At 69.3% G+C, this 23,558-nt stretch carries 25 protein-coding genes and 1 pseudogene; 14 read left to right on the top strand and 12 right to left on the bottom strand.

The window, feature by feature from the left end; translation table 11 throughout:
* The first annotated feature begins 23 nt into the window (after positions 1-23).
* A complete protein-coding gene (locus H7I87_RS13885; RefSeq protein ID WP_031347941.1) occupies positions 24-893 on the top strand; it encodes a LysR family transcriptional regulator in 870 nt (289 codons plus the stop codon).
* 18 nt (positions 894-911) lie between these two features.
* Here the strand turns inward: H7I87_RS13885 and H7I87_RS13880 are convergent, their stop codons facing one another.
* Positions 912-1,511, bottom strand: coding sequence for a TetR/AcrR family transcriptional regulator (locus tag H7I87_RS13880; protein ID WP_011725045.1), 600 nt, complete (start codon positions 1,509-1,511; stop codon positions 912-914).
* A 108-nt stretch (positions 1,512-1,619) separates the two neighbouring features.
* On the opposite strand from H7I87_RS13880, the pseudogene H7I87_RS13875 reads away from it, so the two are divergent.
* Positions 1,620-3,188, top strand: a pseudogene (locus tag H7I87_RS13875) (phytoene desaturase family protein).
* 9 nt (positions 3,189-3,197) lie between these two features.
* Here the strand turns inward: H7I87_RS13875 and H7I87_RS13870 are convergent.
* From H7I87_RS13870 to H7I87_RS13855, 4 genes are all read right to left on the bottom strand, one after another.
* Positions 3,198-3,806, bottom strand: coding sequence for a YbhB/YbcL family Raf kinase inhibitor-like protein (locus H7I87_RS13870; RefSeq protein WP_023861614.1), 609 nt, complete (start codon positions 3,804-3,806; stop codon positions 3,198-3,200).
* An 87-nt stretch (positions 3,807-3,893) separates the two neighbouring features.
* The gene (locus H7I87_RS13865) at positions 3,894-4,343 is read right to left on the bottom strand and encodes an SRPBCC family protein (RefSeq protein WP_003876620.1); all 450 of its coding nucleotides are present in this window, start codon (positions 4,341-4,343) and stop codon (positions 3,894-3,896) included.
* 50 nt (positions 4,344-4,393) lie between these two features.
* The gene (locus tag H7I87_RS13860) at positions 4,394-4,801 is read right to left on the bottom strand and encodes an SRPBCC family protein (protein ID WP_003876621.1); all 408 of its coding nucleotides are present in this window, start codon (positions 4,799-4,801) and stop codon (positions 4,394-4,396) included.
* Positions 4,798-5,121 carry a metalloregulator ArsR/SmtB family transcription factor gene (locus tag H7I87_RS13855; RefSeq protein WP_009976897.1) on the bottom strand — a complete coding sequence of 108 codons (324 nt, stop codon included), beginning with the start codon at positions 5,119-5,121 and terminating at the stop codon, positions 4,798-4,800. The genes H7I87_RS13860 and H7I87_RS13855 overlap by 4 nt, the downstream gene beginning before the upstream one ends.
* A gap of 119 nt (positions 5,122-5,240) precedes the next feature.
* On the opposite strand from H7I87_RS13855, the gene H7I87_RS13850 reads away from it, so the two are divergent.
* The 4 genes from H7I87_RS13850 to H7I87_RS13835 all read left to right on the top strand — a co-directional run bounded on the left by H7I87_RS13850 (position 5,241) and on the right by H7I87_RS13835 (position 10,311).
* Positions 5,241-5,954, top strand: coding sequence for an MBL fold metallo-hydrolase (locus H7I87_RS13850; RefSeq protein ID WP_023861613.1), 714 nt, complete (start codon positions 5,241-5,243; stop codon positions 5,952-5,954).
* Between the two features lie 218 nt (positions 5,955-6,172).
* Positions 6,173-8,461, top strand: coding sequence for an isocitrate lyase ICL2 (aceA, locus tag H7I87_RS13845; protein WP_009976895.1), 2,289 nt, complete (start codon positions 6,173-6,175; stop codon positions 8,459-8,461).
* A gap of 92 nt (positions 8,462-8,553) precedes the next feature.
* Positions 8,554-8,964 carry a hypothetical protein gene (locus H7I87_RS13840; protein WP_062909352.1) on the top strand — a complete coding sequence of 137 codons (411 nt, stop codon included), beginning with the start codon at positions 8,554-8,556 and terminating at the stop codon, positions 8,962-8,964.
* Between the two features lie 183 nt (positions 8,965-9,147).
* On the top strand, positions 9,148-10,311 hold the full coding sequence (locus H7I87_RS13835; protein ID WP_011725038.1) for an LLM class flavin-dependent oxidoreductase: 1,164 nt from the start codon (positions 9,148-9,150) through the stop codon (positions 10,309-10,311).
* A gap of 41 nt (positions 10,312-10,352) precedes the next feature.
* Here H7I87_RS13835 and H7I87_RS13830 read toward each other — a convergent pair whose 3' ends face one another.
* On the bottom strand, positions 10,353-10,820 hold the full coding sequence (locus H7I87_RS13830; RefSeq protein ID WP_011725037.1) for an SRPBCC family protein: 468 nt from the start codon (positions 10,818-10,820) through the stop codon (positions 10,353-10,355).
* A gap of 180 nt (positions 10,821-11,000) precedes the next feature.
* On the opposite strand from H7I87_RS13830, the gene H7I87_RS13825 reads away from it, so the two are divergent.
* Positions 11,001-12,839 (top strand): fatty acyl-AMP ligase, encoded by a 1,839-nt coding sequence (locus tag H7I87_RS13825; protein WP_033726333.1) that lies wholly within the window; start codon positions 11,001-11,003, stop codon positions 12,837-12,839.
* 53 nt (positions 12,840-12,892) lie between these two features.
* Complete coding sequence (locus H7I87_RS13820; RefSeq protein WP_011725035.1) at positions 12,893-13,561, top strand: hypothetical protein; 669 nt, start codon at positions 12,893-12,895, stop codon at positions 13,559-13,561.
* 33 nt (positions 13,562-13,594) lie between these two features.
* Here the strand turns inward: H7I87_RS13820 and H7I87_RS13815 are convergent, their stop codons facing one another.
* Positions 13,595-14,365, bottom strand: coding sequence for an SDR family oxidoreductase (locus tag H7I87_RS13815; RefSeq protein ID WP_023861610.1), 771 nt, complete (start codon positions 14,363-14,365; stop codon positions 13,595-13,597).
* Positions 14,366-14,441: 76 nt separating this feature from the next.
* Here H7I87_RS13815 and H7I87_RS13810 point away from each other — a divergent pair, with 76 nt between their 5' ends.
* A complete protein-coding gene (locus tag H7I87_RS13810; protein WP_031347937.1) occupies positions 14,442-14,918 on the top strand; it encodes a nuclear transport factor 2 family protein in 477 nt (158 codons plus the stop codon).
* On the opposite strand, the gene H7I87_RS13805 is transcribed toward H7I87_RS13810, so the two are convergent.
* Complete coding sequence (locus H7I87_RS13805; RefSeq protein WP_011725032.1) at positions 14,919-15,662, bottom strand: DJ-1/PfpI family protein; 744 nt, start codon at positions 15,660-15,662, stop codon at positions 14,919-14,921.
* Positions 15,663-15,695: 33 nt separating this feature from the next.
* Complete coding sequence (locus tag H7I87_RS13800) at positions 15,696-16,646, bottom strand: GlxA family transcriptional regulator (RefSeq protein WP_033713188.1); 951 nt, start codon at positions 16,644-16,646, stop codon at positions 15,696-15,698.
* Positions 16,647-16,768: 122 nt separating this feature from the next.
* On the opposite strand from H7I87_RS13800, the gene tpx reads away from it, so the two are divergent.
* Positions 16,769-17,263: a thiol peroxidase gene (tpx, locus tag H7I87_RS13795; protein WP_009976879.1), complete on the top strand. Its 495-nt coding sequence runs from the start codon at positions 16,769-16,771 to the stop codon at positions 17,261-17,263.
* Between the two features lie 12 nt (positions 17,264-17,275).
* On the opposite strand, the gene H7I87_RS13790 is transcribed toward tpx, so the two are convergent.
* Entirely contained in the window at positions 17,276-18,238 is a 963-nt protein-coding gene (locus tag H7I87_RS13790) for an NAD(P)H-dependent flavin oxidoreductase (RefSeq protein WP_003876634.1), read from the bottom strand.
* The gene (locus H7I87_RS13785) at positions 18,235-18,615 is read right to left on the bottom strand and encodes an NYN domain-containing protein (RefSeq protein ID WP_010949295.1); all 381 of its coding nucleotides are present in this window, start codon (positions 18,613-18,615) and stop codon (positions 18,235-18,237) included. The genes H7I87_RS13790 and H7I87_RS13785 overlap by 4 nt, the downstream gene beginning before the upstream one ends.
* 65 nt (positions 18,616-18,680) lie before the next feature.
* Here H7I87_RS13785 and H7I87_RS13780 point away from each other — a divergent pair, with 65 nt between their 5' ends.
* The 3 genes from H7I87_RS13780 to H7I87_RS13770 all read left to right on the top strand — a co-directional run bounded on the left by H7I87_RS13780 (position 18,681) and on the right by H7I87_RS13770 (position 22,401).
* Positions 18,681-19,865 carry an acyl-CoA dehydrogenase family protein gene (locus H7I87_RS13780; protein WP_009976876.1) on the top strand — a complete coding sequence of 395 codons (1,185 nt, stop codon included), beginning with the start codon at positions 18,681-18,683 and terminating at the stop codon, positions 19,863-19,865.
* A gap of 51 nt (positions 19,866-19,916) precedes the next feature.
* A complete protein-coding gene (locus H7I87_RS13775) occupies positions 19,917-20,819 on the top strand; it encodes an NAD-dependent epimerase/dehydratase family protein (protein ID WP_009976874.1) in 903 nt (300 codons plus the stop codon).
* 127 nt (positions 20,820-20,946) lie between these two features.
* A complete protein-coding gene (locus tag H7I87_RS13770; protein ID WP_011725029.1) occupies positions 20,947-22,401 on the top strand; it encodes an aldehyde dehydrogenase family protein in 1,455 nt (484 codons plus the stop codon).
* A gap of 71 nt (positions 22,402-22,472) precedes the next feature.
* On the opposite strand, the gene H7I87_RS13765 is transcribed toward H7I87_RS13770, so the two are convergent.
* Positions 22,473-22,727 carry a hypothetical protein gene (locus tag H7I87_RS13765; RefSeq protein WP_009976871.1) on the bottom strand — a complete coding sequence of 85 codons (255 nt, stop codon included), beginning with the start codon at positions 22,725-22,727 and terminating at the stop codon, positions 22,473-22,475.
* 140 nt (positions 22,728-22,867) lie between these two features.
* Between H7I87_RS13765 and H7I87_RS13760 the strand changes: the two genes are divergently transcribed.
* On the top strand, positions 22,868-23,539 hold the full coding sequence (locus H7I87_RS13760; protein WP_011725028.1) for a hypothetical protein: 672 nt from the start codon (positions 22,868-22,870) through the stop codon (positions 23,537-23,539).
* The last annotated feature ends 19 nt before the right edge of the window (positions 23,540-23,558 follow it).

The following is a 23,558-nucleotide window of genomic DNA, read 5'->3' as shown; positions in this document are numbered from 1 at the left end:
TGAAGGATCTATGCTCATCGGGCATGGACGTGGTGCAGGCCGGCCGAGTCGAGTTGCGTCACCTCCGCGCGTTCGAAGCGGTGGCGCGCCTCGAATCGTTCACGCTGGCCGCGCAGGAACTCAGCATCACCCAGCCCGCGCTGAGCCGAACCATCAAACAGCTCGAAGACGCGCTGGAAGCGTCGCTGCTGGACCGCACTTCGCGCCACGTGGCGACCACCCCGGCCGGGCGGGTCTTCCTCGGTCACGTCGAGCGGATCCTGACCGAGCTGGGGCGTGGCGTCGACGCGGTCCGGCAACAGGCGAGCATGCGCCTCGGATTCAGCTGGCTGCTGCCCGATCCGTGGGCACAGGACACCGTCGCGCGGTTCGAGCGGACCACCCGGACCACCGTCAGCCTGATCCGCACTGACGACGCGCTCGGGGCGGTCCAGCAGGGCCGGGTGGACATCGCCCTGGTGCGCGGGCACGTGACCTCGACCGCCGTTCGCATCGTGCATCTTTTCGATGAGCCCCGGGTGGCGGTGTGTTCGGTGCATTCGCCCCTGGCCAAGCGGGCGAAGCTGGACTGGGCCGAGGTGCCGCGCTGGCCACTGGTGGTCAACACGGCCAGTGGCACCACCGGACCCTGGTCGTGGCCGGCGGGGGACAGGCCCGAAACCATAGTCGAGACAACGAATTTCGACGAGTGGATCGAATCCGTCGCGGCCGACCGCGGCATCGGGGTCATTCCCGACGTGGCGATCAGGCGCAACATCCACCCCGGCGTGCGGTTCGTCGCGCTGCGGGACGCGCCCGACATTCCCGTCGCGTTGGCGTTTGTGAAGCGGGCCAGCGGCCCCGTACTGCGGCGCTTCATCGAGGCGGCCGTGGACGCCGCGGCAAACCAGTGATTCGGGCGTGGGCGGCCGTCAGGCCAGCGGCGCCAGGCCGGAGCGGATCAGAGCCAGACTCGCGGTGACGTCGTCGCCGAGCTCACCGGAACAACCTCTGCGGCCCCAATTCTCCACCGCGGCAACCAGTGCCGCGGCGACCGCGGAACCCGCAACCTCGGCGAACAGATCGATGTTCGCTAGCTGCGGGTTGCGTGCCCTGACGAAGTCCGTGAGCACGCGGGCGAACGAGGACTGCACGACTCGCAGGTGACCGGCAATCCGCTCGGCGCTGATCAGTTCCGCACGGGCGGTCGCGGCTTGGCGCACCACTTCGAGGTCGTGCGGGAAGGCGGCGACGCTGGCCAGCACGGCATCGAACAGCGATTCCGACGGCGGGCGCTGGGCGAGCGCTTCGGCCAGCCACTCCAACTGGGTCTCGTAGTCCTGGAAGAGCACGGATTCCTTGGTCGGGAAATGCCGGAAGAAGGTGCGTTCGGTGACACCGGCCTCGCGGGCCAGCTCCGTGACGGTGACGTTGGCAAACCCCTTGCGCGCGAAGCTCTTCAACGCCGCTTGGCGAAGCGCCTCGTGCGTCGATCGTCGTCGTTGTTCATGACGGTTGCCCGGGCCGGTCATCAGCGGCGATCGTATCCCAGGCGAGCGGGTCAGAACTGACATCTTCCAATTGCGTCAGTACTGACATATCCTGGCACGCGGTTGCCGGATGGAAACGAGGGCCCGAATATGAGCGACACGAACTACGACGCGATCGTGGTGGGCGCCGGGCACAACGGGCTGACCGCCGCGGCGATCCTGCAGCGGGCCGGCTTGCGCACCGTTTGCTTGGAAGCCAACACGTATGCGGGCGGCATGGCGGCGACGGTCGAATTGATCGACGGCTTCCGGTACGAGATCGCCGGTTCGGTGTAGTTCCCCATGGCAGCCCAGCTCGCCAAAGACCTCGGGCTGGACACGCTGCCGGCGGTGGAGCCCGACGTGATGTCGACGAACATCGGTGAGCACGGCGAAGAGCCGATGATCTTCTACCGCGACCCGGTGCGGCTGATGACGCATCTGAGCGACAAGCACGGGCTGAACGCGGTCACCGGCATGGCCGACTTGATCGGCTGGAGTCGGGGACCGGCGAAGGCGCTGGGCCGCTTCGACGTCCGCCAACCGCCCAAGACCCTCGACGAGATGTATGCCTCCGCGGTCGACGACAACGAACGCCGGGCGATCCACGAGATGCTTTTCGGCTCGGCCATGGACGTGATCGACCGCTATCTGCCCGACCGGGACACGCACGCGGTCATGCGTGGGATGCTGGCATTCCTGGCCGTCAACTCGACGTACCGCGGCCCATACACGCCGGGCAGCGCAGCATGTTTGGCGTTCGCGCTGGCCGTACCGGACGACAGCACCGCGATGATGACCAAGCTGCGGGGCGGCATCGGCGCGCTCACCGAACACCTGCGTGAGCTCTTCGTCTCCCAGGGCGGCGAAATCCGGTTCCGCACCAAGGTCGAGGAGATCCTGGTCACCGGGCGGCAGGTGACCGGCGTGCGGCTACGCGACGAGTCGACGGTCTCGGCGCCGATCGTGGTGTCCAACCTGTCGCCCGACATCACGCTGACCGAGCTGATCGCGCCCGAACACGTTCCCGCACAACTGGTCTCGCGAGTCTCCGGCCGCGACCACCGGGCCTCGTTCGTGCAGATCCACTTCGCGCTAGACGGGCTGCCCGAATTTGCCCCGCCCCACGAGTTCCTCAATGAGGAAGGCATGCAACAGTCGGTCGGAATCTTCGGGTCACCCGAGGAGCAACAGCTGCAGTGGGAAAACTGCCGCCGGGGCGTCGTTCCGGACAACCCGTCGATGGGCATGCAGATTCCGTCGGTGCACGACCCCAGCATGGCTCCGCCCGGCAAGCACGCGGCCAGCGCGTTCGCTTACGCGTTCCCGGTCGAAGTCGCCCGCGACCAGCATGGCCATCTCAAAAACGCTATGGCGCAACGGGTTATCGACAAGATCACCCGGTTGGCGCCGAACTTCAAGGACATCGTGATCCGCCACATCACCTTCGCGCCCTACCACATGAACACCATGTTCGGCGCGCCCTCGGGCGACTTCTGCCACGGGCTGCTGCACCCCGACCTGATGGGCCCGAACCGGCCCGGCCCGAAGGGCTTTGTCGACATGCCCATCGAAATCGACGGTCTCTATCTCGCCGGCGCTGGATGCCACGGCGGGCCCGGCATCACGTTCACACCCGGTTACAACGCCGCCTATCAGGTTCTCGACGACGCATCGTGACGGGCCCGATCAGCCGCCGAACACCCCGGTGAGCTGAGCCTGCGCGGTCGCGGCGGCGCCGATCGTCTGCGCCGCCTGCGCCCCCGCCAGGCCGGCGGGCAGCTGATAGTCGTTGGGCAGCTGATAGAGGGTGAACCGGTAGTGGTGGGTGCCCGTTCCGGCGGGCGGACACGGCCCCTGGTAGCCGGCCTGTCCGGCGGTGTTCGGCAAAGTCGTTGTGCCGGGCGGCGTTTGGCCCGCGGACGTGCTGCCGGAGCCCGGGGCGATGCCGGTCACCACCCAGTGCACGTACGGCCCCGCCGGGGCGTCGGGGTCGTCGACGACCAGGGCCGCACCCGTCGGCGCCGACCACGCCAGCGGCGGTGCGATGCCCTCGCCCTTGCAGGTGTACCGCGGCGGGATCGGGGCGCCGTCGGTGAATGCCGGGCTGGTGATTGTCAACGGCCCGCCGGCCGGGGCGTTCGGCGCCGTGCGGCCCAGGGTGGTCACCCTGGGTGTCGACGGAGTCGTCGTCGGGCCATGACCGTGGCCGCCGCAACCGACCGCGCCCGCCGGCAGCGCCAGCGCGCAGATGATCGTGCCGATCCGGCGAGAGGTGTCCACCAGCGTCGCTTCCATACCGCACAGTCTGACGCGCCGGTGGGCGCCGCGGAAGCATCCCTTCCCGGCCGGGCGATGGCGCCGGGCCACAGCGAAGAGCAACGGTTATGAGGCCGCGCGCTTCTTGACCTCCGCCACCCGCTTGCGCAGGCCTTCGGTGGCGGTGTCCATCAGGCTCTTGGACCCCTTCTTGATGAGGAATCCCGGCACCGGCATCACCAGGTCGACGGTGAGCTCGAAGTGCACGCGCGTGGCGTCGCCTTCGGGCGTCAGGGTGTAGCGACCCTGTTGAGCGCGTTGCTGTTTGGAGCTGACCAGCGTCCAGCCCACACCGTCGTCGTAAATGGTGTACGCGAGTTCCTGTTCGTCGCTGATGCCGACGAGCTTGACCACCTGCCTGGACCTGATGGGGTGGTTCTCCTCGTCGCGCTCGAGCACCTCGACCTTCTGGTGTGCCGGCGACCACTCGGTCAGCGACTCGAGGTCGAACAGCACGTCCAGGATCTCCTCCGGTGTCGCTTCGATGACGACTTCGCGGGAATCGGTGATAGCCATGCCCGGGAGATAGCCGGTGCGGTGCCGCCCGAAACCCGTGGCATCGGCAGCTAGTCGACGGCGACCCGGGCGAGACGGGGGAGCACGGTGTCGCGCCAGCCCGGGCCCATCTGTTCGAAGGCCCGGGCCATGCGGGCGTCGTCAAGGTCAAATCCGCTGTGTTCCAAGAAGACTCGGGTTCCCTCGCCTTCGGCTTCCAGCCGCCAGGTCAATGTCCAGGCCGCGGTGAAGGTGTAGACGAAGCGGCGCGGCGGGTCAACCTCGAGCACCTGGCACGGCTGCTTGCCGTAGCCAGGCATGTCGAGCGTGAATCGATGTCCCACCACCGCGGCGACCTGCCCCTCGGCCCACCACAGTTTCATCAGCTCGGGTTCGGTCAGCATCCGCCACACCTTCGCCGGTGGCGCCGCCACGAATTGGTCCACCCGGATCGTCGCGAACCTGGACGTGTCCGTCATTCCAGCTCCTCTGCTACCTCGGCGAGCCGGCGCAGTCGTGTGCGCCAGAACTTCTCGAATGGATGCAGCCACTCGCCGAGCTCGGCCAGCGGCTCCGCGGTCAGGTGGTAGATGCGCTGGCGGCCGCGCCGCTCGTCGGCCACCAGGTCGGCCTCGCGCAACACCTTGAGGTGCTCGGCGACCGCGGGCCGGCTGAGCTCGAACCGTTCGCTGAGTTCCCCAGCCGAGAGCGGATGGCGGGCGAGGAGCTGCAGCAGTTCGCGGCGCACCGGGTTGGCCAGGGCGAGAAAGACGCGATCGACGCCGGTCACGACCACCAAGATACGTCGGACATTTCCGACATGTCAACTTTTTCCGACACATCGGCCGGGCGCGAACCCGGCGCATCGGCGGGGTGCGGACCCGGCGCGGGCGGCCCTGCTGCGGCTACCTTGCTGGTGTGCATTTCGCGTGGGAACGGCTGACCGGCAGTGTGCATCGCTGCCGGCTCCCGTTCTGCGACGTCACCGTCGGGCTGATCTGCGGCCGCAGCGGAACCCTCCTCGTCGACACCGGAACCACGCTGACCGAAGCGGCCGCGATCGACGCCGACGTCCACCGGCTCGCCCGACGGCCGGTGAGCCATATTGCCTTGACGCACAAGCACTTCGACCACGTGCTAGGTTCGTCGTTGTTCACCGGCGCCGAGGTCTACTGCGCGCCGGAGGTGGTCGAGTATCTCGGGGCGGCGACGGATCAAATCCGCGACGACGCGCTGCGCCATGGCGCCGACGCCGCCGAGGTGGATGCCGCCATCGCGGCCCTGCGGCCCGTGCAGCACGGGATCCGCGACGCCCGGATCGACCTGGGGGACCGCACGGTGACGATCACCCACCTGGGCGCCGGCCATACCGCGTCGGACCTGGCGCTGATCGTGCCCGCGGCGCGCGACGGCGAACCCACGGTGGTGTTCACCGGTGATCTGGTCGAGGAGTCCGGCGACCCCGCGATCGACGCCGACTCCGATGTGACGGCCTGGCCGGCCACCCTGGACCGGCTGCTGGCGCTCGGCGGGCCCGGGGCCCGTTACGTGCCCGGGCACGGCAGGGTCGTCGACGCCGCGTTCGTCCGTCGTCAGCGCGACTGGTTGCGCGCCCGCGCGGCCACCCGGTGAACGGCGCCCGCGTTCAATGCCGAAAGGCGTGGCGAAAAGTGTTGTGTCCCAAGGGTTGACGCCAACGACCGACCCGCCGTCGAACCCGACCGCACCGACGGCCGCAAGTACCGGATGCGGCAACAGTTTTGGTTCAACTCCTGCGACTCCTGATTGAACGGCCCTTTCCGGGGATAGACTCGCGGTCAGGGGAATCGTGCCGAGAGGAGCGTAAGACCATGGCGATCATCGACAAAGAGACGCAAGTCCGGCCATCGTTCGACGACGAGGTAGCCGCCACGCAGCGCTACTTCGACGACCCCCGCTTCGCCCGCATCACGCGCCTCTACACCGCTCGGCAGGTGGCCGAGCAGCGCGGCACCATCCGCACCGACTACACCGTGGCACGCGACGCGGCGGCCGCGTTCTACGAGCGGCTGCGCGAGCTGTTCGCCCAGAAGAAGAGCATCACCACCTTCGGCCCGTACTCGCCCGGCCAGGCGGTCACCATGAAGCGGATGGGCATCGAGGGCATCTACCTCGGCGGGTGGGCCACCTCGGCCAAGGGCTCCACCACCGAGGACCCGGGGCCCGACCTCGCCAGCTACCCGCTGAGCCAGGTGCCCGACGACGCCGCGGTGTTGGTGCGCGCGCTGCTCACCGCCGACCGCAACCAGCAGTACCTGCGGCTGCAGATGAGCGAACAGCAGCGCGCCGCCACCAAGGAGTACGACTACCGGCCGTTCATCATCGCCGACGCCGACACCGGCCACGGGGGAGACCCGCACGTGCGGAACCTGATCCGCCGTTTCGTCGAGGTCGGGGTGCCCGGCTACCACATCGAGGACCAGCGGCCCGGCACCAAGAAGTGTGGCCACCAGGGCGGCAAGGTCTTGGTGCCGTCCGACGAGCAGATCAAGCGGCTCAACGCCGCGCGCTTCCAGCTCGACATCATGCGGGTGCCCGGGATCATCGTCGCCCGCACCGACGCCGAAGCGGCCAACCTGCTGGACAGCCGCGCCGACGAGCGCGACCAGCCGTTCCTGCTGGGCGCCACAAACCTCGACATCCCGTCGTACAAGGCGTGCTTCCTGGCGATGGTGCGCCGCTTCTACGAGCTGGGTGTCAAGGACCTCAACGGCCACCTGCTCTACGCGCTGCCGGAGGCGGAGTACGCCGAGGCCACCGCCTGGCTCGAGCGTCAGGGCATCCAGGGCGTCATCTCCGACGCCGTCAACACCTGGCGCGAGAACGGGCAACAGTCCATCGACGACCTGTTCGACCAGGTGGAGTCGCGGTTCGTGGCGGCCTGGGAGGACGACGCCGGGCTGATGACCTACGGCGAGGCCGTCGCCGAGGTGCTGGAGTTCGCCGCGAGCGAGGGCGAGCCGGCCGACATGAGCGCCGACGAGTGGCGGGCCTTCGCGGCGCGCGCCTCGCTCTACTCCGCCAAGGCCAAGGCGAAGGAGTTGGGCTTCGACCCGGGCTGGGACTGCGAGCTGGCCAAGACCCCCGAGGGCTACTACCAGATCCGCGGCGGCATCCCGTACGCCATCGCCAAGTCGCTGGCCGCCGCGCCGTTCGCCGACATCCTGTGGATGGAGACCAAGACCGCCGACCTGGCCGACGCCAAGCAGTTCGCCGACGCCATCCACGCCGAGTTCCCCGACCAGATGCTGGCCTACAACCTGTCGCCGTCGTTCAACTGGGACACCACCGGCATGACCGACGAGCAGATGAAGCAGTTCCCCGAGGAACTCGGCAAGATGGGCTTCGTCTTCAACTTCATCACCTACGGCGGACACCAGATCGACGGCGTGGCCGCCGAGGAGTTCGCCACCTCGCTGCAACAGGACGGCATGCTGGCGCTGGCCCGCTTGCAGCGCAAGATGCGTCTGGTCGAATCCCCTTACCGCACACCGCAAACGCTGGTCGGCGGGCCGCGCAGCGATGCCGCACTGGCCGCCTCGTCGGGCCGCACCGCGACCACCAAGGCGATGGGCGAGGGCTCGACCCAGCATCAGCATCTGGTGCAGACCGAGGTGCCCAAGAAGCTGCTCGAGGAGTGGCTGGCGATGTGGAGCGAGAACTACCACCTCGGCGAGAAGCTCCGCGTGCAGTTGCGGCCCCGCCGGGCGGGTTCGGACGTGCTGGAACTCGGCATCTACGGCGATGGCGACGAGCAACTGGCCAACGTCGTCGTCGACCCGATCAAGGACCGGCACGGCCGCAGCATCCTTCAGGTGCGCGACCAGAACACCTTCGCCGAAAAGCTCCGGCAGAAGCGGCTGATGACGTTGATCCACCTGTGGCTGGTGCACCGCTTCAAGGCCGACGCGGTGATCTACGTGACGCCGACCGAGGACAACCTGTACCAGACCTCGAAGATGAAGTCGCACGGCATCTTCAGCGAGGTGTACCAGGAGGTCGGCGAGATCATCGTCGCCGAGGTGAACCGGCCCCGCATCGCCGAACTGCTGCAGCCCGACCGGGTGGCGCTGCGCAAGCTGATCACCAAAGAGGGTTAACCGCCGGCCCGGACCGGAGTTTGCACGCCCGCGCCCCCGGGTAAGAAACAGGGGGCGTCGCGGCGCGGCGCCCCTTCGAGATTGGGGTTGCGATGAGATCTGGACCGAGGACGACGGTCGCCGTGTTCGGCGGCGCGGCGATGCTCGTGCTGGCGGTCGGCTGCGGCGGCGGCCATAAGGGCGGCCCGAGCACCACCAGCACCACCACCCCGACGACGACGCCGTCGACGAGCGTCGTGCCGTCCACCACACCCGGCGGCGGTGGCACCGTGCCCGGCGGCCCGACCGGTGGCGGCGGCCCCGGCGGCGGCGGTGGCAGCATCCCCGGTGGCCCGACCGGTGGCGGCGGCCCCGGCGGCGGTGGCGGCAGCATCCCCGGTGGCCCGACCGGTGGCGGCGGCCCCGGCGGCGGTGGCGGCAGCATCCCGGGTGTCGGCGGGGGCGGCGGCGGACCGGGTGGCGGCGGCGGTTGCGTGGGCAACGTCTGCGGCGGCTACCCGTGATCGCCCACCGCCGTTGAGTCGGCGCGGTTGACCCCGCGCTTTCTGTAGCTCCCTCGCTTGTTTCGCTAGCCGGTGGGGCCATGTTCATCTGGCCCCACCGGCTGATACCTTTTCGGGTTTTTGCTTCCGGCTCGGCGTCGGGCACGGCTATGGTTCGGGGGACTCGACTGCAAGGGGAACCCCATGGGCAAGCTCAGGTTTGGTTACTTCATCGCCCCGTTCCACCGTGCGGGCACCAATCCGACGCTGGCCCTGCAACGCGACCTGGAATTCATCGAGCATCTCGATGCCCTCGGTTTCGACGAGGTCTGGTTGGGCGAACACCACTCGGCGGGCAGCGAAATCATCAGCTCCCCGGAGATCTTCATCGCCGCCGCGGCCGAGCGCGCGAAGCGCATCCGGTTCGGCACCGGCGTCATCTCGCTGTCGTATCACAACCCGCTGTGGGTGGCGGACCGGCTGATGCTGCTGGACCACCTCACGCACGGCCGCATCATCGGCGGGGTGGGTCCGGGCTCGCTGCCCACCGACTCGTCCATGATCGGGCTGACTCCCACCGACACCCGCGAGCTGCTGGAGACCAATCTCGACATCGTGGTCCGGCTGTTGGCGGGGGAGACGGTCAGCGCCAAGACGGCCACTCACCAATTGTTCGACGCCAAGTTGCAGTTGGGCCCGTACTCCGACGGCGGCATCCCGCTGGCGGTGGCCGCCGTCGCGTCGCCGACCGGCGCCCGGCTGGCGGGCAAGCACGGCATCGGGCTGCTGTCCATCGGGGCGACGCTGACCGTCGAGGGTTTCAATGCGCTGTCCTACCACTGGGGCATCGTCGAGGAGCGGGCGGCGGCCTTCGGCACCCAGGTCGACCGCACGAATTGGAGCCTGGTCGGTTTGTTTCATCTGGCCGAGACCGAGAAGCAGGCCCGCGAAGAGGTCAAGTTCGGCATCGAGCCGTGGTTCCGGTACTTCCAGAAGGTGGCCGCCTTCCCGCAGATGACGATGCCGGGCGATCAGCTCGACGAGATGATCGACGTCATCAACGAGAACGGGGCGGGCGTGATCGGCACGCCCGAGCGGGCGCGCGAACAGGTGCAGCGGTGCTGGGATCAATCCGGCGGGTTCGGCTGCATGCTGCAGATGGGTCACGAGTGGGCCAACCCGGCCGCGACCAAGCGCTCCGCCGAACTGTTCGCCGCCGAAGTGATGCCGCATTTCCAGGGCCAGGCGCAGCCGACGCTGGATGCGGCCGCGCGCGCCGGCCAGGCCCGCGACAGCCTCGCGCAGTCGCAGTTGGACGCCGTCGCGCACATGACGAAGAAGTATCAGGGCGAGGTCGAGTCCAAGTAGCCGCCGGTACACGAATTAGCTTGGGGCTGAACGAGACCGGGTCAGCGCGCCTGGCCGGCTTCCCGCTCGGCGGCCTTCACCAGCCGGCCCGCGAAAAACTTCACCGCGCCGCCCATGGCCGCCCGCATCAGCGGGCCCGTCCCGCGCACGCCCTCGGTGAACGAGCCGGTCCAGCGGATGTCGGTGCCGCCGGCCGGATTCGGCGTGAAGACCACCTCGCCGGTGTAGTCCTTGGCCGGGCTGGGCGGCCCCACCAGCTTGTAGGCGTGACGGCGATCGGGCTCGTACTCCGTGGTCTCCTCCTGAACCAGCACCGGCCACAGGCCGACCTTGCGGATCGCCCCCACCCCGCCCGGCGCGGGATCGCCCTGGCGGGCCCAGCTCGAATGCAGCACGATCGGCTTTGCCCACCGTGACCAATTCGCGCCGTCCGCCACGAGCCGGAACAGGGTCGCGGCGGGCGCGCTGCTGGTGCGGGTGACTTCGAAGGAGAACTTCCGGCCCGGCATGCCGGTAGGCTACCGCCCAACCCGCGCGGCCGGCGGATCGGGTGGATCGCTCGCCCACGAAGACCTGTCCACGAAGATACCGCGTTACCGCCGGAATGAGCGAATACGGCCGTCGCTCTTGCGGTTTGCCCGAACGTCACCGACCCCGGCCGGCCGCATCGCGTGCCTAGACTGCACGGTATGGATGACGCCCTTCGGCGCGACGATGGTGTGCCCGGCCTGCTGCGGATCGAGGACTGCCTGGACGCCGACGGCGGGGTCGCACTGCCGCCCGGCGTCAACCTGATTTCGCTCATCGACCGCAACATCGCCAACGTGGGGGACACCGTCGCGTATCGCTACCTCGACTACAGCGGTTCGGACGACGGCACCGCGCACGAGGTGACCTGGAGCCAGTTCGGTGTCCGGCTGGAAGCCATCGGCGCGCGCATCCAGCAGGTGGCCAGTCGCGGTGAGCGCGTTGCGGTGCTGGCGCCGCAGGGCATCGACTACGTCGCCGGGTTCTACGCGGCGGTCAAGGCGGGCACCATCGCGGTCCCGTTGTTCGCCCCGGAACTGCCCGGGCATGCCGAGCGGCTGGACACGGCGCTGCGCGATTCGCAGCCCAGCGTCCTGCTCACCACCACCGTCGCGCGGGATGCGGTCGAGCAGTTCCTGGCCGGCCACCCGCACCTGCACCGGCCGCGGGTGATCGCCATCGACGAGATACCCGACTCGGCCGCCGAGTCGTTCGCGCCGACCGAACTCGGCATGGACGACGTCTCGCATCTGCAGTACACGTCGGGCTCCACCCGGCCACCGGTCGGCGTGGAGATCACCCACCGCGCGGTCGGCACCAACCTGGTGCAGATGATCCTGTCCATCGACCTGCTGGACCGAAACACCCACGGCGTCAGCTGGTTACCGCTCTACCACGACATGGGGTTGTCGATGATCGGCTTCCCCGCGGTGTACGGCGGCCACTCCACGCTGATGTCACCCGCGGCGTTCGTCCGCCGGCCGCAGCGCTGGATCAAGGCCCTGTCCGACGGGTCGCGGCACGGCAACGTCGTCACCGCGGCGCCCAACTTCGCCTACGAGTGGGCCGCGCAGCGCGGGCTGCCCGGCGGCGGCGAGGACATCGACCTGCGCAACGTGGTGATGATCATCGGCTCCGAACCGGTCAGCATGGATGCGATCCGAACGTTCAACAAGGCGTTCGCTCCGTACGGGTTGCCGCGGACGGCGTTCAAGCCGTCCTACGGCATCGCGGAGGCGACGCTGTTCGTTGCGACCATCGCGCCGCGGGCCGAGGCGACGGCGGTGTATTTCGACCGCCGGCAGTTGGGCGCCGGACATGCGGTGCGGGTGCCGGCCAACGCCCCCGATGCCGTCGCCGCGGTGTCCTGTGGCCAGGTGGCGCGGAGTGAATGGGCGGTGATCGTCGCCGACGGGGCCGAGTTGCCGGACGGCCAGGTGGGCGAAATCTGGTTGCATGGCAACAACATTGGCCGCGGCTACTGGGGAATGCCGGAGGAGACCCGGCGGGTGTTCGGCGCCACGCTGCGGTCGCGGCTGCCGGACGGCAGCCACGCCGCGGGGGCCGATCCCGACGGCAGCTGGCTGCGCACCGGCGATTTGGGTGTGTATCTCGACGGCGAGCTGTACGTGACGGGCCGGATCGCGGACCTGGTGCGCATCGATGGCCGCAACCACTATCCGCAGGACATCGAGGCCACCGTCGCCGAGGCGTCGCCGATGGTTCGGCGTGGTTATGTGACGGCGTTCTCGGTGCCGGCCGTGGACGATCCCGAAGCGGGCCGGCTGGTCGTGGTCGCCGAGCGCGCCGCGGGCACCAGCCGTCAGGATCCGCGGCCGGCGATCGAGGCCATCCGCGCCGCCGTCGCGCAGCGACACGAGCTGGCCGTCGCCGACGTGCGGCTGCTGCCCGCCGGCGCCATCCCGCGGACCACCAGCGGCAAGCTGGCCCGGCGGGCCTGCCGCGCCCAATACCTCGACGGCAGCCTAGGCACCCGCTAATCGGGCGGGTCGACGGCACCGCACCGGCCCGACGCCGGTGGCATCCTGGCCAGGTGGGGTTGCTGATCAGAGTGGCCGAGCTGTTGATCCTGGTGCTGCCGCTGGTCGGCGCGACCGTCGCCGTGGTGCGGGCGTTCGGCGCGCAGCGGCGGCGCACCGACGAGCCGGCGCGGGAAGTCGACGGGGCCCGGCCGCCCGAGGCCCGCGCCGGCGCCGACAATCAGGCGGCCCGGTGGCGCTCGATCCGGCGGGTCCTCGACGAGCACAGCCGCACCGACGAGCGGTGGCTGGACTACGAACTCGACGTCGCCAAGCTGCTGGACTTCCCGCTGATGACCGACATGCGCGATCCGCTGACCATCGCGTTCCACAAGGCCAAGCTGCGCGCCGACTTCCTGCGACCCGCCAAGGCCGAAGATCTCCTGGACGATCCGGACGCGGCCTCGCACTACCTGGCCGCGGTCGAGGACTACGTAACGGCGTTCAACGCCGCCGAGGCCGAGGCGACCCGCCGGCGCCGCACCGACTTCTCCCGCACCGACCAGCAACGAATTGCCCGGGCGCAGAGCCTGTTCCGGGTGGCGGCGGACCCCGCGGCGGCGGCGCACGAACGCCAGCGCGCCTACGATGTGGCCCGTCACGAACTCGAGGGTCTGCTGGTGTTGCCGCCGGCGACCCGGGCGAACATCGAGCGCGCGATCTCCGGGGAGATCGAGAGTTGAAAACCCGAGTGCGCCAACGCTTTTCGTTCCGGGCTACGGGCAGCTGTATCCGCCGTCGATGACGATGTCCGAACCGGTCATGTAGCTGGACGCCGCGCTGGCCAGATACAGGTAGATGCCGGCGAGTTCGTCCGGCCGGCCCATCCGGCCGAGCGGGATCTTGGGCTGCCACTGCCGGTGGTATTCGTGCAGCGGTTCGACGAGCTCGGTGCGGATGTAGCCGGGGCTGACGCTGTTGACCCGGATGTCGTGCGGCGCGAATTCGACGGCCATGGCCTTGGTCAGCTGGATCACGGCCGCCTTGCTGGCGCAGTAGTGGCCGACCTGCTGCGGGACGTTGATGATGTGCCCGGACATCGAGGCGGTGGTGATGATGGCGCCGCCGCGGCCCTGCCGCACCATCGCCCGGGCCGCCGCCTGGGCGGTGAGAAACACCCCGGTCACGTTGGTGTCCTGGATGCGCTGGAATTCCGCGGCCGGCATCTCGAGCATCGGGGAGACCGAGATGATGCCGGCATTGCAGACCGCGATGTCGATGCCGCCGAGTTCGGCGATCATCCGGTCCACCATGCCGCTCACCTCATCGGGTTGGGTCACGTCGCAGCGGATCGCGACCACACCGCCGGTACCGCCGGCGGTGAGCTCGTCCGCGGTGCGTTGCAGCGCCTCGAAGTCGCGCGCCGCGATGGCCACCCGAGCGCCGGCTTGCAGATACGCCTGCGCCACCTGCTTGCCGATCCCGGTGGACGCCCCGGTGACCAGCGCCCGCCTGCCGCGCAGGTCGAACAGATCCAACACGCTCATTTGCCATCCCCATTCGCCACGACCGACCCGATGAACTGACCCGAAAAACGGGAGAACACGTTCTAGTGTGTCCGCTATGGGCCGATTCACCAGGGCAGAAATCGAGAACGCCGTCGACAATTACACGCGGGTGGTCGAAGGATGCAGCGCCTCCGGCGACTGGCGCCCCTTCGCGGACCTGTTCACCGAGGACGTCGTCTACACCGAGCATCACTACGGGGTCTTCCGCGGCCGTGAGGCGGTGCGGGACTGGATCGTCGCGGTGATGGCGCCGTTTCCGCACATGCGATTTCCGTCCGGCTGGACCGCCTACGACGAGGACAACGACGCGGTCGTGGTGATGATCAAGAACCTGCTGGATCACCCGACCGACCCGCAGGGCGAGCCGTTCTGGTTCCCCAACTGGACCCGGCTGGTCTACGCCGGCGACGGGCTGTTCAGCAGCGAGGAGGACATCTACAACCCGAACCGTGATGCGCCCGGGGTGATCGCGGCCTGGTTGCAGGCCGGCGGCCGGCTCGCCTCCAACGAGATCCTGCAGCCCAACCCGTGATCAGGCCGGCGACAGATCCGGTTGCCGCCTGCGCCGCCGGGACCTGACCCTGTCCAGCGCCTGATCCCAGGCCAGCAGGGCGGTGGCCTTCAGGTAGGTGGGGGACAGGCTGTCCCGCGAAAGCAGCGCCGTCGCAGCGGCTTTCGTGCTCGCCGACGCCTTGGACAAATGACCCGAGTCGAACGGCGGCTGCGGGTCGTACTCCAGGGCGAGCTGGATGGCCTTGGCGCGGCCGTCGCCGCCGATCTGCGCGGCCAGCCACAGCGCCAGGTCGAGCCCGGCGGACACACCGGCACTGGTGACGATGCCGTCCTCGTGCACGATGCGTTCGTCGGGCACCGCGGTGACGCCGAACGCCTTGAGCGCGGGGATGGTCAGCCAGTGCGACGTCGCGCGCCGCCCGTCCAGCAGGCCCGCGGCCGCCAGGATCAGCGAACCCGTGCACACCGACGTCGTCCAGGTGGCGGTGCGGTGCGCCGTGCGCAGCCAGTCGAGCAGCGCGTCGTCACGGGCATGGACCGCGGTGCCCGGGCCGCCCGGCACCAGAACCACGTCGGGAGAAGGTGTTTCGGCCAGCGAATGCGTAGCACCGATGACCAGCACACCGGAATCGGCGGTGATCGGTCCGGTTTCGTGCCAGACGAACCGGACCTCGGCGCCGGGCAGGTTGCGCAGCACCTCGTACGGGCCGATCATGTCCAGCGCGGTGAATCCCGGATAGGCCAGGAACGCGATCTGAGTCATCGGGGTGGTCCTTTCTCCATCAAGCCCGGGGCATCACGCGAATGCCTTGCGGTATTGGTCGGGTGAAATGCCAACGCGGCGAATGAAATTGCGCCGCATCGTTTCCGCGGTGCCGAAACCGCACCGGGCGGCGATGGTGACGACGGTGTCGTCGGTCTCCTGCAATTGACGCCGCGCCGCCTCGGTGCGAATGCGTTCCACGTACTGGCCGGGCGCCTCACCGATTTCGGCGGTGAACACCCGGGTGAAATGGCGCGGGCTCATCGCCGCCCGGCGGGCCAGCTCGTCGACGGTGTGCGGGCGCCCGGGCTCGGCCTCGATGATCTCCTGCACCTCGCGGATCGAGTCCCGCCGGGCGCGCGGCATCCACACCGGCGCCGCGAACTGCGTCTGCCCGCCCGGCCGGCGCAGATACAGCACCAGCCAGCGGGCAACCGTCTGTGCGACCTCGGTGCCGTGGTCGTCCTCGACCAGCGCCAGCGCCAGGTCGATGCCCGCGGTGACCCCGGCCGCGGTCCACAAGGTGTCCGAGCTTCGGACGAAGATCGGGTCGGCGTCGACGTCGACGGCGGGGAACTCGCTCGCCAACCGATCGGCGAAGGCCCAGTGGGTGGTCACCCGGTGCCCGTCCAGCAGTCCCGCCTCGGCCGCAAGGAACGCGCCGGTGCACACCGTCACCATCCGCCGGGCACGCCCGGCGACAGCCTTGATCCAGGCGATCAGCTCGGCATCGCCGCGTGCGGCGTCGACGCCGGCACCGCCGGGCAGCACGACGGTGTCGATCGGTCGGCCCGGGTCCGGCAGCGCGGTGGCGACGAACCCCAGCCCGGCAGGCGTCGTGACCGGCTGCCCGTCGACCGAGGCCAGCACCACCTGATACCCGCCGCCGGTCAACAACGATGCGCCGGAGAAGACGTCGTGCGGTCCCACCACATCGAGCGCCTGCACTCCGGGAAACCCGGCGATCACCACCTGGCGCGGCACCAACTCCGGCATGAACTCAGTGTTGGGCACCCGGGCCGCGTCGTCTACGCCATGCACCCCATGAATCAGGACACGGGGACCTGCCCCACGACGGCCGCGGCGGGCTTGGCAGACTGTGCCCCATGGCACAGATAACGTTGCGTGGAAACCCGATCAACACCGTCGGCGAGCTGCCCTCCGTCGGCTCCAAGGCCCCGGCCTTCAGCCTGACGGGCGGCGACCTGAGCCCGGTCACCAGTGATCAATTCAGCGGTAAGCCGTTGGTGCTCAACATCTTTCCGTCCATCGACACGCCGGTGTGCGCGACCAGCGTGCGCACCTTCAACGAGCGGGCCGCCGGCGCCGGCGCCACCGTGCTGAACGTGTCCAAGGACCTGCCGTTCGCGCAGGCGCGATTCTGCGGCGCCGAGGGCATCGAGAACGTCAAGACCGCGTCGGCCTTCCGGGACAGCTTCGGCGACGACTACGGGGTCACCATCGCCGACGGGCCGATGGCCGGGCTGCTGGCCCGGGCCATCGTGGTGGTCGGCGCCGACGGCAACGTCGCCTACACCGAGCTGGTGCCCGAGATCGCCCAGGAGCCCAACTACGACGCGGCGCTGGCCGCGGCGGGCTAGCGGCACGGCTACCTAGGCGTCGTCGGCCCAGTCCAGTCGCGCCGAGGTGGCCGCCAGCACCTCGCGGCAGCCTTTCCACATCTGCTTGATGATGTCGGCGGCCGGCGGGAGGTCGCGGATACGCCCGGCCACCTGGCCGGTGTTGGCCACGCTGGCGTCCAGGTCGCCCTCGAAGTAGAGCCGCTGCACGCGTTGCAGCGCCGCGGCGCCCTCGCCGGCGGCGCCCGCGGCCTCCAGCCGCTCCGCGGCGGGCGTGCGAATGACGCGCATCATGCGTTTGCCGTCGAGGGGGAGCAGGACGGTCGCCGTCTCGTCGGCCGCGACGACCGCCTGCTTGAGGTTGACGTGCACCGGCGAGTCCGCGGAGGCGAGCAGCCGGGTGCCCATCTGCACGGCTTCGGCGCCGAGCACGAACGCGGCCGCCATCGATCGGGCGTCGCAGATCCCGCCGGCGGCCACGATGGGGACGTCGACGTGGGCGGCCACCAACGGCAGCAGCACCATGGTGGAGGCGCCGAACCGGTTCTTGAATCCGCCGCCCTCGACGCCCTCGACCACCAGGCCGTCCACCCCGGCGTCGACGGCCTTCTTGGCCGCGGCCAGCGTGCCCACCACGTGGAACACGGTGATGCCCGCGTCGTGCAGCCGATCGGTGAACAGCGCCGGATCCCCGGCCGAGGTGGTGACGAACCGAATGTCGTTGGCGACAAGCAAATCCAGCATCGCCGGGTCACGGTTGAACAGCAGCGCGATGTTGGCGCCCACCGCGCCGGCGGTCAGCTCGCGCACCCGTCGCAGGTCGGCCCGGCCCTGATCAGACGTGGTCTCGATGATGCCCAGCGCGCCGGCGTTGGAGACCGCGGCCGCCAGCTGAGCGCCGGCGATGTAGGTCATCGGGGCGCCGAGGATCGGGATGTCGATGTGTGCCAGGCGGCAGACCCGGTTGGCAGCGGGGACTGGGGCGTCGGTACTCATCGGTGCCGCGGCTCGATCAGGTCACGGAAGCTGTCCGACCCCTGCACGCGGGCGCCCAGATTCCGCACCCGTTCGGCCAGGGTGCGGTCGGAGGTCACCACGCAGATGCCGGGCGGGTCGGGGTCGGCCGTGACCAGCCGGACGATCTCGTCGTCGGCCGAATTCGCCGCCGCCCGGGGTGCGTGGGCGATGCCGATCACCGACGAGGTGACGACGGCCGCCGGTGGCCGCTCGAAGACCACGGTGACGTCGTCGTCGCGGCCCGACGCCCAGCGGTCCAGGCGCTGTACCAATGCGACCATGGCGCCGTCGCGGTCCTTCCACCAACCGTCCGGGCGGCTGCCAATCACATTCATTCCGTCGACTATCCACCGCACAACGCTTACCGTAAGGCTGCTGCTGCCGTCGCACCCAGCGATGAGGCCACGATGGGAAGGGCCACATGACATCGATCGCCGACACCGATGACCGGGTGGTCGCCCTGGCCCGCGGGATGCGGGACCTGGTGCAAGACCAAGCTGCCGAATCGGAGCGGATGCGCACGCTGACCCCGGCGATCGTCGACGCGATGTGGGCGAGCGGGCTGATGTCGGCGTTCAACACGATCGAAGCCGGCGGGGTGGAGCCGTCGTTCACCGAGATGATCGAGACGTGGATCGAAATGGCTTGGCAGGACGGCTCATTCGGCTGGGTGGGCATCGCCAACCTGCCGTCGTCGTTCGCCGCGGCGGCCTATCTGCCCGACGACGGCTTCGCCGAGGTGTTCACCGCGCACGACAACCACGTCACCATGGGCGGCCAGTTCTTCCCCAACGGGCAGGGCGCCGCCGTCGACGGCGGTTACCTGGTGAGCGGGGCGTGGAACTTCGGCTCGGGGATCGGGCACTCCCAGTACGTCGCCGCCGGGTTCCTGCCGATGGACGACGGCGAGATGCGTTGGATCAGTGAGGGTTTCCCGGAGATGCGGGTTGCCGTCATTCCCCGCGAGCAGATCAGCTTCGACGACGGCTGGTACGTGCAGGGCCTCAAGGGCACCGGCTCCTACGACTACAGCGCCCGGGACGTGTTCGTGCCCGCCGCCCGCACCTTCGAGCTGTTCACCCGGGCGCCGTTCCGCGGCGCCTCGCCGGCCACCCGGATGGGGCTGATGCCCGTCACCGCCGCCGGGCACGCGTCGTGGGCGCTGGGGGTGGCCAAGAGCATGCTCGACGACGTGCAGGAGCTGGCGGCGACCAAGTTCCGGATGAGCGACATGGCGTCGCTGGCCAGCCGCCCCACCTTCCAGAAGGGGCTGGCGCATCACCGCGCGGCCTGGCGCGCGGCCCGGCTGTTGGTGCTGGATGCGTTCACGACCGCCGAGGCGGCGGTGGCGGCCGGGCAGGAGCTGACACCGGCGCTGCGCGCCGACATGCGGGTGGCCGCCGTCTACGCCACCGACACGGCCCGCGGCTGTGCCGAGTGGGCGCATCTGGTCGCCGGCACGAGCTCGATCCGCGAGGGCAGCCGGCTGGAGCGGGCCTTCCGCGACATCTACACCGGAACCCAGCACGCCTTCATCAGCGAGAAGGTGGCCATCGACGTCGCGCAGATCTGGCTGGGCATCATCGAGGACCAGCCCGGCTTGTGAGTCCCCGCCTTTCGCCCCTGCGGTGACGTCGTGTCCCGCTACCATCAGCGGATGCGTGGCTCGAAAATCCTGATCACCGGCCCGACCGGTCAAATCGCCACCCCCGTCGCCCGGGCGCTGGCGGCCGACAACGAGGTGTGGGGCATCGCCCGCTTCACCGATGCCGCCGCGCGAGAAAGGCTCGAGCAGGCCGGGATCCGGTGCCAGACGGTGAATCTGGCCGCCGGCGACTTCACCGGTCTGCCAAGCGATTTCGATTTCGTCCTCAACCTCGCGGTGGCCAAGAGCGGAAGCTGGGACAAGGACCTGGCGGCCAACGCCGAGTCGGTGGGTGTGCTGATGGCCCACTGCCGCAACGCCAAAGCCTTCCTGCATTGCTCGTCGGCCGCGGTCTACGACCCGCCCGGCGACGAGCCGCGCAGCGAGCGCTCCGCCCTGGGCGACAACCACAAGCCGCTGTTTCCCACCTATTCCATCTCCAAGATCGCCGGGGAGGTGGTCGCCCGGTCGGTGGCGCGCATCGTCGGGCTGCCCACCACGATCGCCCGGCTCAACGTCCCCTACGGCGACAACGGCGGCTGGCCGTTCTACCACATGGAGATGATGCTGAGCGGCATCCCGATCCCGGTGCCACCCGGAGAACCCGCCCGCTACAACCCCATTCACGAGGACGACATCATCGCCACCATCCCCAAGCTGCTCGACGTGGCGTCGGTTCCGGCGACCACCGTCAACTGGTGCGGTGACCAGACCGTCAGCCTGCAGGAGTGGTGCGGCTACCTCGGCTCGCTGGTGGGCAGGGAACCGGTCTTCGAGCCGAGCGAGCGCGCGCTGCGCGGCAACCCGACCACCGTCGACCGGATGCACGAGCTCATCGGCGGCACCACGGTCGACTGGCGCGACGGCATGCGCCGGATGGCGGCCAAGTTCCACCCGGAGCTCGTCGGCGTCTGAGCCCGGCCACCCCCGGCGGATGCTTGACCACGCAGCGCGCACAATGCTAAGCAAGTGCTCAGCACCGAGCGCAGCGGGCGCTGGGCGCGACGGCTCGCCAGAGGACTCGCCAGAGGAAAGGGATCAGATGACGGTGCAGGCGGTATTGGACGACATTCGCAAGCGCCCCGGAACGGGTGACGTCATCGCGGTCATCGATCCCGCGACGGAGGAGAAGATCACCGAATTCACCGACTGCGGCGCCGAAGCGGTCGACGAAGCCGCCGCCCGGGCGAAGGCGTCCTTCGAGTCGGGCGTCTGGTCGCAGCTGCCGGGCCGGGAGCGGGCCAAGATCCTGTGGCGGATCGGGGATTTGATCGACGAACACGCCGAGGAGTTCGCCCAGCTGGATTCGCTGAACACCGGTATGCCGTTGCTGCAGGCGCAGCTGCAGATGTCGACGTGTTCGGAGTTCTTCCGCTACTACGCCGGCTGGTGTTCGAAGATCAACGGCACCGCCTACGACGTGAAGACCGACGGCATCGCGACCGACACGTTCGTCAACATGCACGCCTACACGCTCAAGGAGCCCTACAGCGTGGTGGGGCTGATCTTCCCGTGGAACGGCCCGATCTTCAACGCCAGCGCCAAACTCGCGCCGGCGCTGGCCGCCGGATGCAGCCTGCTGGTCAAGCCCGCCGAGGAGACGCCGCTGTCGGCGCTGCTGCTGGACCGGCTGGTGCACGAGGCCGGGGTTCCCGAGGGTGTGGTCAACCTGCTGACCGGCTACGGCCACACCGCGGGCGCGGCGATCACCGCGCATCCCGACGTCGAAAAGGTCGCCTTCACCGGGTCGACCGAGGTCGGCAAGGAGATCGTGCGGGCGTCGGCCGGCAACCTGAAGAAGGTCACGCTCGAGCTCGGCGGCAAGTCGCCGGTGCTGATTTTTGACGACGCCGACCTGGACAAGGCCATCCTGATGGCGTCGCTGGGCATCTTCGTGCACTCCGGGCAGGGCTGCGTGTGCGGGTCGCGGATCTTCGTGCAGCGCGGCGTGTACGACCGCGTGGTCGAGGGCATCGCGATGATGGCCAACACGTTCAAGCTGGGCGCGCCCAGCGAGGAGGGCTGCGTGAGCGGGCCGCTGATCAGCCAGAAGCAGCTGAACCGCGTGATGGGCTTCATCGACGAAGGTAAGAACGACGGCGTCGAGGTGGTCACCGGCGGCTACCGGCTGGACCGCAAGGGTTACTTCGTGCACCCCACGGTGCTCACCAACGTGGACCCCGGCATGCGGCTCTACCAGCAGGAGATCTTCGGTCCGGTGGTCGCCATCCTGCCCTTCGACGACGAGGACGAGGCGGTGGCGATGGCCAACGACACCACCTACGGCCTGGCCGCCACCGCCTGGACGGAGAACCTGGGCCGCGCCCACCGGATCGTCAAGCGGCTGCAGGCGGGCAGCGTCCAGGTGAACTGCCAGTTGGTGTTCGACCACGACGTGCCCTTCGGCGGATACAAGCAGTCCGGCTGGGGCCACGAGTTCGGTAAAGAGGGCCTGGAGATCTACCTGAAGACGAAATCGGTCTGGGCGCAGCTGTAGACCAGTCGCCGCAGCGACGAGAGTTAGTGAACTGCAAGCACATTCGCCAACTCTCGTCGCCGGTTGGTCGGTTACGACCCCTTGGTGTAGCGGCTCAGGAACCCGATTGCCGCAATCCCGGCGACCACGCCGATCACCCCCCACAACACCACCTGGAAGACCATCGCGCCGAACAGCCAGCCGAATGTCATCCCGAGGTAGAGAAGCCAGAACAGCCGAAAGACGCTCCACGCCGCCACGGCGCCGGCGCCGAGCCCGATGTAGAGGCTGCGCTGCCGATCCACGCGGTTGATCTGTTCTTCGATGCTGGCGGGCACGATCTTCATTGGTGGCTTCCTTTCGGTGGGGCGGCGCCGGAGTGGCGCCGTCGTTGCGCCCAGTGCAAGCCCGGCCGGCGGCTACCGATCCCAACCACGTCCGGCACGCACTACCCTGCACGGCAGGGGGCTGTCGAAAGGGTTCGCCGGTGAACGTGTCGCGAGTTGCCCTGGTCCCCATCGCCGTCCTGGCCTGGGCGCTGTTCCTGCCGGCGGGATCCGCGGCGGCCGATCCGCCACCCACCCAGGTGATCACCGTCGTGGCGGTCGGGCCGGACGGCCAAGCCATCAACGGCTATCGGGTGGCGGCCGGGCCCGACAGCGTCGGGCACGCATCCGAGTGTTCGCAACCGTCACCGTCGGCGGTCGACGACAACGTCTACTACTGTTCGCCGAGCGCCGCCGGTGCCGGCACCTGCTGGCCGTCCACGCCGGGATCCCTTCTGTGCGTAGACAATCCGTGGGACAGGCAGATGCACCGGGTGACGTTCGACGGGCAGCTGGCACCCGTGCGCGCGCCCGCCGACCCGGACCCGTTCGCGCTGACCCTCGACGACGGCACCCGCTGCCTGCTGCGCAACGGCGGCGCGTGGGGCGGGCGGGCCGACGGGTACGTCGGCGTCTACGGATGCGGCGGCGCCGGTTCGGATCTGGCCGTGCTGTGGCAGCCCAGCCAGGGCCGCGGCTCCTGCATCGACCGCTCGGCACCGGCGTGGACCGTCAAGGTCGGCCGGCTCGGGGCGCCGGACGCAGTGCTGCCGCCGCCGGCGACCCGCACGGTGACCGCCGCCTGGCTGGCCGGCGGCAGGGCCGGTCAGTAGCGCCGCCGCCGTACTGCTA

It is taken from the genome of Mycobacterium timonense (genome assembly GCF_025821985.1).
In the GTDB taxonomy this organism is placed as follows: domain Bacteria; phylum Actinomycetota; class Actinomycetes; order Mycobacteriales; family Mycobacteriaceae; genus Mycobacterium; species Mycobacterium avium.
The sequence above is the reverse complement of the archived record's forward strand: the minus strand, read 5'-3'. Positions and strand labels throughout refer to the sequence as shown.